This is a genomic window from Bartonella sp. AU18XJBT, from assembly GCF_028618595.1.
GTDB lineage: Bacteria > Pseudomonadota > Alphaproteobacteria > Rhizobiales > Rhizobiaceae > Bartonella.
On sequence record NZ_JAQITE010000039.1, the window covers coordinates 1 to 11,333 of the forward strand.

Annotated in this window: 9 protein-coding genes, 1 tRNA gene and 3 pseudogenes; 4 read left to right on the forward strand and 9 right to left on the reverse strand. The window is 34.4% G+C overall.

Features of this window, described 5'->3' with window-relative positions; all coding sequences use genetic code 11:
* Positions 1–200: pseudogene (locus tag PVV60_RS08320) on the forward strand (hypothetical protein); the annotation flags it as partial.
* An 81-nt stretch (positions 201–281) separates the two neighbouring features.
* Positions 282–563 (forward strand): annotated as a pseudogene (locus PVV60_RS08325) (hypothetical protein); the annotation flags it as partial.
* Between the two features lie 1,550 nt (positions 564–2,113).
* On the opposite strand, the gene PVV60_RS08330 reads toward PVV60_RS08325, so the two are convergent.
* Complete coding sequence (locus PVV60_RS08330; protein WP_273724229.1) at positions 2,114–2,497, reverse strand: hypothetical protein; 384 nt, start codon at positions 2,495–2,497, stop codon at positions 2,114–2,116.
* 38 nt (positions 2,498–2,535) lie between these two features.
* Between PVV60_RS08330 and PVV60_RS08335 the strand changes: the two are divergent.
* Positions 2,536–3,195 (forward strand): annotated as a pseudogene (locus tag PVV60_RS08335) (terminase gpA endonuclease subunit); the annotation flags it as partial.
* A gap of 1,333 nt (positions 3,196–4,528) precedes the next feature.
* Here the strand turns inward: PVV60_RS08335 and PVV60_RS08345 are convergent.
* The 6 genes from PVV60_RS08345 to PVV60_RS10795 form a co-directional block, all read right to left on the reverse strand.
* Complete coding sequence (locus PVV60_RS08345; RefSeq protein WP_273724231.1) at positions 4,529–5,095, reverse strand: biotin transporter BioY; 567 nt, start codon at positions 5,093–5,095, stop codon at positions 4,529–4,531.
* 257 nt (positions 5,096–5,352) lie between these two features.
* Complete coding sequence (locus tag PVV60_RS08350; RefSeq protein WP_273724233.1) at positions 5,353–5,916, reverse strand: biotin transporter BioY; 564 nt, start codon at positions 5,914–5,916, stop codon at positions 5,353–5,355.
* 15 nt (positions 5,917–5,931) lie between these two features.
* Positions 5,932–6,570: an energy-coupling factor transporter transmembrane protein EcfT gene (locus tag PVV60_RS08355; RefSeq protein WP_273724234.1), complete on the reverse strand. Its 639-nt coding sequence runs from the start codon at positions 6,568–6,570 to the stop codon at positions 5,932–5,934.
* A complete protein-coding gene (locus PVV60_RS08360) occupies positions 6,567–7,247 on the reverse strand; it encodes an energy-coupling factor ABC transporter ATP-binding protein (protein WP_273724235.1) in 681 nt (226 codons plus the stop codon). Before PVV60_RS08360 ends, PVV60_RS08355 begins: the two co-directional genes overlap by 4 nt.
* A gap of 40 nt (positions 7,248–7,287) precedes the next feature.
* Positions 7,288–8,715: an amino acid permease gene (locus PVV60_RS08365; protein ID WP_273724236.1), complete on the reverse strand. Its 1,428-nt coding sequence runs from the start codon at positions 8,713–8,715 to the stop codon at positions 7,288–7,290.
* Between the two features lie 1,145 nt (positions 8,716–9,860).
* Positions 9,861–9,962: a SlyX family protein gene (locus PVV60_RS10795; RefSeq protein ID WP_404977304.1), complete on the reverse strand. Its 102-nt coding sequence runs from the start codon at positions 9,960–9,962 to the stop codon at positions 9,861–9,863.
* A gap of 488 nt (positions 9,963–10,450) precedes the next feature.
* On the opposite strand from PVV60_RS10795, the gene PVV60_RS08375 reads away from it, so the two are divergent.
* Positions 10,451–10,523 (forward strand) — tRNA-Thr (locus tag PVV60_RS08375).
* A gap of 102 nt (positions 10,524–10,625) precedes the next feature.
* Here PVV60_RS08375 and PVV60_RS08380 read toward each other — a convergent pair.
* Both PVV60_RS08380 and PVV60_RS08385 read right to left on the reverse strand, forming a co-directional pair.
* On the reverse strand, positions 10,626–10,829 hold the full coding sequence (locus PVV60_RS08380; RefSeq protein WP_007347214.1) for an AlpA family transcriptional regulator: 204 nt from the start codon (positions 10,827–10,829) through the stop codon (positions 10,626–10,628).
* 78 nt (positions 10,830–10,907) lie between these two features.
* Positions 10,908–11,333 (reverse strand): lambda exonuclease family protein (locus PVV60_RS08385; protein WP_273724239.1); only part of this gene is annotated, 426 nt, incomplete at its 5' end.

Genomic DNA, 11,333 nt, shown 5'->3' on the forward strand with positions numbered 1-11,333 from the left:
GCGTTCATTATTACGCTTGTGTTTTTAATGATACAAAGATTTATGATAATGCGAAAATTTCCGGATATGCTTGTATTTTTGCAAATGTAAAGATTTTTCGCAATGCGGTCATTAAAGGTGACACTTGGGTTCGTAATAATATTGAAGTCTGTAATAAAGAAATTGTCTATAATGACCAGTCTATAAAAGACGCTGCGTAAATAAGACACGGGCGCGGCGGGGGCGCCCCCTTTTAAACATTTCATTTAAAAATTTAAATCTCTTTATAAAGGAATTGTGCCATGCAAAAGAAGTTTGCACTCACAAATGAGACACGTGTATTTGGTAATCATACCCTTTATCGCATTAAAGCATTAAAAGACTTTGCTGATGTTAAAGCAGGTACTTTAGGGGGCTTTATTGAAAATGAAGATAACCTCTCTCATGATGGTAATTGCTGGGTCTATGATAAGGCTTGTGTTTATAATAATGCTCATGTTTCTGATCACGCTACAGTCTGTGATTACGCTAGTGTTTTTGATAATGCAAAAATTGAAGGCAATGCAAAAATCAATAAAAAAGCAAAGTAAGGTTGGTTCCAAAAAATTGTGAGGTGTATGAAAGCGATAAGCTTGTCAATATAACTGATAAAACAGAATAAAACACGCATGGGGGCGTGCCTTCTCTATGGTTATAAACGCATATAAGATGCATTGCTAATAAACATATCATAAAAGAGAGAGTAAAATAAAAGAAAGCCGTGCCAATTGATATGACGCGGCTTTCAAATTTTGATTCTAATGATTAAAATTAATCACCTACATGGAGTAATGAATGCATGTATACAAAACGTATCATATTGCAAGCGATCTATGAGAGATATGATAAGTTATCAAAAGAAACGTAAACGATGCGTATGATCTTTAATCACTCATTTGAATAAGAGAGCCTATAAACGCTTTTCATTGCTATCAAACGTATCAAACAAATCAAAACGCTTGGTAGCTTTAACAAAACGGTTTTTACATTTACAAGCATTGGTTTTCAAAACAATCTCTCATAAAACAATAAACAACCGCTTTTATAAAATGTAAGGTTTTCAAAATTTTGCTCTGCTGTGAAAGCTATAGCCTAGGTTTACTCAAAAGAGAAAATGTTCTTAAGTAAATGGAAAGAATAACAAGCTTATAAAGCATCAGTTTCAAACGTTTAAACGTGCATTTAGAAAGCTTCTCATAAGCGTATTTGTACTTTTCATTAAAACCTAATTTCTTTAAAAATTAGCCGGCTCAATTTTGAGTTGGCAATCTTAACCACCCCAATTTTGGAGACGTTAACTTTAGAATAGAGCATTCTTTAAACAGCATTATTTTACTAAAAATTTAGTAAAACCCTATGCGTTTAGATTTTACAATGGTTTTGAATTTTGCTTGCTTATCTAAAAGGAAAGCTAAAATTGCTCAATCCAAATTTGGATCGACCCTATTTGGCTTTGTATTTTTAAACGATAACTTTTAAAACGTTTTTTGATAGCTTGCTTTTATTCATTAAAAAGGCTTTTGATTTCACACTTGTTGTGATGAGAGTGTCTGTATAATTGCCTGCCTATCATTTTCTAAATTTTTAGTAAGCGCTTTAAAATCAATCTTATCTCTAAATCCTTTATGCGCCCTTATGAATTAAAACCTATAAGCTTATGACAGTTTCAAACGATTATCCTCTAATAGATGATAAGATATTGCTATAATAAATATAGATTTTATGCTTCCCAATTTTGGGGACCAATAATTTTGTTCTTTATGCTGTTAACAATCCAATCATTAAAACAAGATGTGATCTTTAAACGTATGTTATTGAAAATTCCAAACAATGCGATTTTTGAGTGATAAAAATGTATCATAAAATTTATAAACTGTTATGAATGACAGCTGCTTTTCATTTCATTTGAATACACACATGCGTTATAATATTAGCATCATGATTAGCTTTTTATGCTCTATTCATACATGGCAATCTTATCTAAAAAATGGTCAAATGAATCATGCATAAAAGTGTGGATTCTTGAGTGGATTCATATAAAATAACTTCACACAAACTATTGACTTTATTGCGTTTTTTGATATTATACCGAATGTCAACCGTACACATTCTGGTATCCTAGCACTCCATTTTTACCAGAAACGACAGTGTCATAAGCGCTACTCCTTACCATCTCACCTTTGATATCAGACTTTCCTGAAACAAACTGCTCACCACCGTAAATTTTGCCCCCTTCAGCCCTTCCCCCATCTTCAACCTTTTGCTTTCCCCCTCTCTTAACTGTGCTATCCTGTGAAAGCCCCTGCGTTCTGATAAGCTCAATACCGCCTCTTTGAATTGTCGTGTACAAACTAAAACCACCGTTATAAATGGAGAGCTTTCCACCATCTTTAACTGTATTACTAATTGAAGTTTCTCCATTGCTATCAACTTTCTCACTGTTCCTATCAAAGCTAGGATCAGCAATCGTAACAATCATTCCCTTTTCGATTGTGTGTTCTGTGAAATCATTCGATAGTGCTTGGAGAGCCACGGGAAGACAGAACAGGCGAAGTTGTTGCCCCTGATAGCCTCTATGCAAAACGTGAAGATTATTCCCTGGCACCAGAACAAGCCGTGTTGTTGACAGCGGACATTGATGTGCAAAATGACCGGTTAGAACTTGAAGTGGTGGGATGGGGACGCAGTGAAGAAAGCTGGCATATTGATTATCACGTCATTCCTGGTGACCCCTCTTCTTTTGAAGTATGGGACCAATTGGATGAATATCTTACAAGACGCTGGCCGCATCTAGGTTACAAAGACGGCATCAAGATAACGGCTGCTTGTATTGATACCGGTGGTGAACACACACAGGCGGTTTATAATTATGTGCGCCCGCGTGAGGGACGCCGTATCTGGGGGATTAAGGGGCAAGCGGGATGGCGTGCGGTATGGCCGCGCTGTCCAAGTAGAAACAACAAAGGACAGATCAATCTCTATATTGTTGGTGTTGATGCAGCAAAAGATATTATCACGGCACGGTTTAAAAAATCTGTTCCTGAAGCATCGGGGGCTGGTGCAACACACTTTCACAAAAACCTTGATCGGGAATATTTTGACCAGCTAACCGCTGAAAGAAAAGTCATTAAATATTTTAAAGGCTTTAAGCGCATTGAATGGCAAAATAGTGAAAAGTGCTGATCATTTTTGGATTGGATATGCATTTAAAGAGTGATTAAAAAAATTAATGTACAATGTATTTCTAAAAGCCAAAATGGCTCTATAGTATCAAATTTATAAAGTAAATAAATCCATTAATACAAATTAAGGATTTTAGGATACGCAAATTTCAAAATATTTGTTTTTTAAAACACGAATAGCCAGCGTCAGCGCAAAAAATATTGCGGCAGTTGAGAGTTCCTTTCGTGTATTTTTGAAATAACAGAACTTTTCTTTAATCTTTATGAAAGGTTTGCCCGTGCTATGGGCTTTTTTGAAAGGAGGATTTGGGTATCAAACAAGCGAGAGTTTGGGATTATGGAGATCTACGTTTAAAGCTAGCATCAACTATAGATAAATCATAGACGAGGTTAACTAAAGTCTTAAAAGTAACTGGGTGCAATAGGAAACTTTGCTATTAAAAGAAAAGCAAATACTGAAAAAACTAAAAGGTAGTTTGTGTTTTTATATCAGAAAATAATTTAAGAAATTGAGATCATAACTTTCCTACAGGACATAAATATGTTTACAGATAAGCTGTGAAAATCCTTATTTGGTGTTACAGCCAATTTATCAATTTCAACTCTCTGTTCATCTGTCATAGGCGATAAGTTACCTACTCAATTTCATAACGAACTTTCTTCTTTATAACGTTTCCTCTCTTTCAAATTGACTTGCCGTGCTGAAATAATACGAATTACCTCTATGCCATCTTTATCGTCATGGACAGTATGCGCTATGAATAGTAATAAAAACCATCCATGAGCCCTAAAGCTTGCTAACCATACTCTCCTTTTCAATACGGTTTTGTTTAGCTATGGAGAATGGATCTGAAAAAACACCTGCAGCTATTTCAAAACTTAAATGGTGCTTTTTAAGATTACTTTTTGTTTTAGTTTCACCCCATTTAAATCTTATTTTTATACCTTATATTAACACACTTATAAGGGTATTATATACATCAAAAGTTTTAAATGAATACTGAATTATCCATGTTTTTGTACAATTAATATAATTTAATACTTTTAAAATTAGTGATTAATTAACTGAAAATATAAAAAATAATCAACCATTCTAAGGCGTTATGCAAATCAAATAAAACTTACAAGTATGTTGAATAAAATGATATTACTTGGCTATTTAGGGGTTACTCATGAAGGGAACAAAATGAATTTTAGTGCCGAAATACTCAATTTTCGTATGGCTACCTCTGAGAGCTATATAGATAAAAATGTCAATAAAAAGTAGACAAAACAGAATGGTATTCCGTGGTGCTTTTTAATCTACATACATTTGAAAAACTTGTTCTTCAGTACAGAACTGCCCCTTTTTCCGAATGAATGAGAGGAACGTTTTTTTTAATGGTCAACGCTACAAAGGATGCGATCAGCACTTTCAAGAAACCACCAGCCAAAAAACCTAATGAACTTATAAAAACTGTCAACAAAGGAACCTGAGTCATATAAGCTACCCATGGAATTCCAAAAGAATAGACTATCCCAATCCCACCCACAGTATTTATCACAAATAATATTATAAAATTTAACCGCTGCCAAAACAATTCTACCATAAAGCCAATAAAAAATGCAGCAAATGGAAAACTAATCAGATAACCACTCGTAACTCCTGAAAAAACACTAATTCCACCACGACCACCAGGCAATAGAGGTAACCCAATAGCAATAAGAACAAGGAAAAGAAGTGATGCTAAAGCGCCCCTTTTCGCTCCAAGTATAGAGCCTGCTAACATCGGAGCCATAGACTGAGCTGTAATAGGGACACCCAACGAAAAAGGAAGATAAATAGGAGGAAAAAGACTCAAAACGGCGTAAATAGCGGCAAATAAAGCAATATAAACTAAATCTTTTGTATTCATTTGATTCTTATTTCACTATGAGAAAACTTTTGTTATTGTTGTATAATTAATAAAAATTATCGTATTTATAAAATTACACTTTAAATGCCTTAGATATAGAGAAAAATACTATAATAATTTATTTTAATAATATCACTTATATAAATCACATTAGATTCTACAATGTTTAATTACATCATAGATTACTATGGTTAAATTCAGTAAACTTATTGTGATACATGAATATCATATAATAACAGCATAACAAAATAATACATTTATTTTATCTTATTATGCTTTGAATGAATGAGAGGAACAGATCTTTTAATCGCGAGTGCAACAAAGGATGCAATCAATACTTTTAAACAATCGCCTATCAAAAAACCTGATGAAGCCATTAAAACCTTCAGTAAAGAGACTTTGGTCATATACGCTGTCCATGGAACCCCAAAAGAATAAACTATCCCAATGCCACCGACAGTATTTATCACAAATAATGTTATAAAATTTAACCGCTGCCAAAACAATTCTACCATTAAACCAATAAAAAATGCAGCAAATGGAAAACCTATTAAATAACCACTTGCAATTCCTGAAAAGACACTGATTCCACCGCGACCACCAGGCAACAGAGGTAATCCAATCGCAACAAGAACAAGAAAAAGGAGTGACGCTAAAGCACCCCTTTTTGCCCCAAGTATAGACCCTGCTAGCATCGGTCCCATCGATTGAGCCGTAATAGGTACCCCTAGAAGAAAAGGAAGATAAATAGAAGGGAAAAGGCCCAAAATAGCATAAATAGCGGCAAATAAAGCAATATAAACTAAATCTTTTGTATTCATTTGATTCTTCTTTCACTATAAAAAACTTTGATTATTATGAGATGCTGTATCAATAGTATCAGCATCATAAGAACGCGCTTCCAATGCTTCAGCCACTTCTGAAGCCATTCTTATGGTTCGTATAATTAAAGGTATCGCAAGAGCGACAATGTTAGTATTAAGTCCCCGTGCTTGCTGTGCTTCATGTACCTCATTAAACTTTTCACTCAAAAGAGGAATAAACCTGATCGCCATAGAGATAACCATACTCACTTTCGATGGATTTATACCAAAACAGCAAAAAGGCTGAAGCCCGCCTTCAATTGCATCCACCATATCTGAAACTTTTGTTGTGAATGAAATAAGTGATGATAAAGAAAAGAGGATAACAAGACGTAATATAACCTCAACCCCCGTAAGCCAACCGCTAAAAATAGCTTGAAATACAAATAGAAGAACTAAAAGCAATCCCATCGATTTAAATTGCTTTATCGCAGTGTTGAAAGGGATCTTGGCAACTCCGTAGAATAAGATGACCAACAACAAAAATAACCCAAGAAGCGCTATGGAAGAAAGCATTATTATAAAAGTTCCACACGCCGCAAGAACTAATAACTTAACTCCAGGACTTAACCTATGAATAAACGTATCGCTTGGAATATATAAACCGATCATGACATTCTTCTTATATACTCCTTGATAGCAACAAAAGGTACATCATCAATTGCTATCTCCCCCTTATCAAAAACCAGCACTCTATCAAACTTTTTCAAAAACTCCAAATCATGCGATACAACTATTGCCGTTTGTGGTAATTCTTCTATCACTTGCGTAACGCGATGCTTATTTCGCAAATCAAGTAATGTCGTCGGTTCATCAAAAATAATGTAGTCTGGTTTCATTGCAACTACACCGGAAATAGCAACGAGTTGTTTTTGCCCACCACTTAACAAATGAACAGCGTGATTTCTGAAATCTTGAAGTTCGTAGCGCTGTAAAATTTCATCTACACGCTCCTTAATTTCATCTTTATTAAGCTTTAAATTTTTGAGACCAAAGGATAAGTCCTCTTCAACTAATGGTAAAACAATCTGATTATCGGGATTCTGAAATACAAATCCAACTTTACGCTTTACTGCTTTTGCATCGCGCTTGGTATCAAGCCCATCAACGCTTACAAAACCGTGAGATGGTAATTGGAGTCCATTAATAAGACGAACAAATGTACTTTTTCCAGAACCATTTGCACCTATAACAGCAATTCGTTTTTCGGTAAGCTGTACAGTAATATTTTTTAAAACACACAAATCACCAAAAACTTGTGTTACCTCATCAAATTTTATAGTCCCCAAGATTTATTCCAATCAATCCCTTTTATTAGCTCTTCTTTCTCTATCGTTTCAGTTTATAACCTAAAAGTAATAATAAGCACCATAGAGGAATAATAATGACTGCCAAACTCATATCAGGCATCTGTACAGGAATATATGTTTCAAGAAAAGGCACGCTTATTCCTATCATATCAAAAAGTCGAGTCATCAATCCATTTTGCCCAAAACCACTGATAAACATAATGCAAAATAATAAAGCAAGAAAGCAGAGGCAAAGATAGTTAGCGTAAGGATATAAACCAAAAGCATAAGTAAAGTTGCCTTTTCTGTTCCTATGTGCATTGCGAAATTTCAAATGAACAATAACAATAATAGCCCAAGTAATCACTGCTGCTGCAGTTGCAAGAGCCATGATCCGCATGAAACTATTATCAGGAACAAGAGCATTAACAACGACAATCAACACCGTACAGAGTGATGAAAAAAGGATAGCAATATAAGGAACACGAGCAGCGCTTAGTTTACTAAAAATATGTGGTGCATTTTTTTGTACAGCTAAGCTATAAAGCATACGGCCATTAGAATAAATGCCACTATTGTAAACAGAAATAGCAGCCATAATCACCACAAAATTCAAAATATGGCCAGCTGCAGGAATTCCTATAGTCTCGAAAATTGTAACAAATGGACTCCCATTTTTTCCAATCATATTCCAAGGGCTGATTATCATAATAACGCTGATAGAACCAATATAAAAAATTATAATTCTCCACATAACTTGACGGATAGCCGCTGGAATTGTTTTTTGTGGATTAGATGCCTCTCCAGCAGCAATACCAATAAGCTCTGTTCCTCCAAAAGAAAACATTACTACAGAAGTCGCTAAAACAACCCCTGCTGTTCCATAAGGGAAAAAACCGCCATAGTCCCAAAGATAATTAATATTCGCTTGTTTTTCCCCTAGTCCAGTGACGATGAGAAAAATTCCCAAAATAATCATACCAATAACAGCAGCCACTTTAATCAAAGCACAAGCAAATTCAAATTCTCCATAAAAACGAACATTAAACAAGTTAACGAATGTAACAAATAAAAGAACAATGAAAGATGCCTTCCAATGATCAATCAAAATCCAATGATCAAGGTAAAACCCTATCACTGTAAGTTCAGCCATGCTCACAAGAATATAAAGAAACCAATAATTCCAACCTGTTATGAAACCAGCTAATCTCCCCCAATATTTATAAGCAAAAAAACTAAATGCTCCTGAAGACGGTTCTTCTACTGACATTTCACCAAGCATTCGCATAATGAAATACATAATAAGCCCGCCGATAAGATAAGATAAAATGACTGAGGGACCAGCTAATTGAATTGCCTCGGTTGACCCATAAAAAAGTCCTGTCCCAATAACGCCACCCAAAGCAATCATTTGAATATGGCGATTTTGAAGGCTACGCTTCAATTCCTCGTGCTTTTTTTCAGACATCATGCTTCACTACTTCTGTTGAACCTAACTCAACTTTTATCGAAAAATTAGGCACCTCTTTCAAAAAACACAAAACAAACGTAGACTTATTTTCTTATCATAATGCAACTCCTTATTTTTTTGTGCATTATACGTATATTCCGTTGAAATTTTAAGAAAAAATATGCCCCACTCTTTATTTAAATTAATGTCCTTCATTTTTGTTACACTAACCATTATAGCTTTGGTCATTGATACCGTACACTCTGTAATCACATCACATTGGACAACAACCCCCCTTAATAAAATTTTAATAAACCTTCTGCAAACAGATGTCTATCACCTTAATCAATCTCTATGCAAGGTAATGCCTGATTTTCTATCCTCAATTTGCATTATTCTCACTTATTTACCAGCATGGTCTATCTTTGGTGCTTTAGCAATAGTATTTTGTATCTTAAATTACGAAAAACAAAAACCTTTTCACAAAATATCATATACATATAACGAAGAATACATTTAATCTTGAAAAAGACTTCTAGAGCTCTTTATACTATATACAACCGATACCGCTTAGAGCACCTCACCCTATTAAAACAACTGAAAATCACTTGATCATCAGAACGGATTAAAACGCTTTATTATAAATATATGCGCTCACTTATGATTTCTATAGATAACGATAACATCACTTCATTTATATCAATTAAAAAAAATTAGCGAATAAATCTAACTCCCATCTATAAGAAAACTCTGTACAGAAAAAACTTCAAATATTGAAGTTCATATATTTTTCTATGGCTGCTTATTTATACTCTACAAAAACTTTTCTTAATTTTAGTACTAGAAACCCCATATAAAAAACGCCTTCTAATATCAGCACTCCTTATAAGATTGGAACTTCTTAAAACTAATGAAGAAGTTTATAAAAATTATTCTACAAGTCTAACAAAATGCGTTAAATAAAAACTAATCTGTAAATAATTGCAATTGTAATAAAGAACATTTCGCACCTTCCTCCCATTGCGATATCCACCCTATTACATCTAAAAAAAATCCAAGAGACTATTACTAGAAAAAAATTTTAAGCACCTTCTCCTATTAAGAAAATAGTAAAATAACAACTTCAATAACACTCTATTCTTTTAAATCTGAAAATCGTCTCGCTAAAACATCAACTTTTTAGATATCTCATCCAAACTTTTCCATTGATTAGTTACCACTCGAGAAAGTTCCTCAATGAATTTTTCTTGGTAAACTAGCTTCATTTCTAGTTCTATCAGCCGATCTTCATCTGACTTGATTCTTAATCCATCTTAAATAAAAAAACGTAATTAATTTTATTAACCCTCTCCCCTTTTTCTTCCCATAAAAATGAGAAGTAATTTTTCAACCAACTCTACTCACCTTATTTGCACATTATAAAGGGGTTGTGATGATCTTTATTTTCCTAATCACTTGTTCAATAAATTTCCTTCTTAAGAATCAGAAAATGTTTTTATCTTTACTGAATTATCTTGACATCATTTTCCATTCTAAAGATCTACACTCCCAGCTTCTTAATTTGAGTGCTATCGTAAATTGAAAAACGTTTATAGCATTAAGCTCAAAGAATACTGTTCTCTGACTTTTACATACTTCTCCTTCAAATTATTATCATATTTTATAAATTATTGAAAAAATGCATTCTTGCTTTTATACGTACTTTTAGCTATTACCATCAAATTAGTTTTGTCTCATTGACTTACAAACCTATGCCGCATTAGCTCAGTTGGTAGAGCACATCATTCGTAATGATGGGGTCGCTGGTTCGAATCCGGCATGCGGCACCGCTTTTTTCTTTTAGCACATTGAAATATATAGATTTTTTCTTTAAATAGCTGTTTTCAGACCACCTTTTAGACCACCCTTTACGGTTTATATAATTTTACCTAATTTGTTGTTATTTGTTCCCTATTTTTCTTTGGAGTGAAGGCTAAGATCTCCTTTTTTCTCCATCTTACAGCTCTCCCCAGTTTATAAGGTTGAGGAAATTCCCCTTGAAGCACCCAATTGCGAATCGTTGTGGTTGATACACTAAAAAGCTGTGCACATTCACGGGTTGTTACATATCTATCGCCATCATCAAATATCATCTCATTACCTTTCTATTTTTATATTACTTATTACTTAAATGGGTGGGGGTGCTGGGAGGAGAGAGCACCCCCATAGGTTTAAGCGGCTTTTGCCAAAATCTTTTCCATCTCTTGTTCTATTTCCCCTAAAAAGATTTCGACCGCTTTATTAATCTCTTCAATGTATTGCTCATCACGGTTGACGCGTTTGATTTTCATTCTCAAACCAGTAGATCTGCCTACAAAGTTTGGATTATAGCTCATGAAATGACACCATTTTCGCCCCGTGCACGCCATTTGGAATTGCATCTGTGCGATATATTCAGGCTTGATTTCGTCATATATAAAGAAGCGCAAATGCGTGGTTGATTGTGGGCATTTGACCTCAACTAAGCCGTCCTCTCCAATGAACCCATCAGGACTTGCACCTGCCATTTTCATTTTTGGGTGTGGAATAAACCCGCATCTTGTGACTTCTGTGTCATAAATGAATTCATATTCTCTCAAGGCATTCTCTTCATGTTC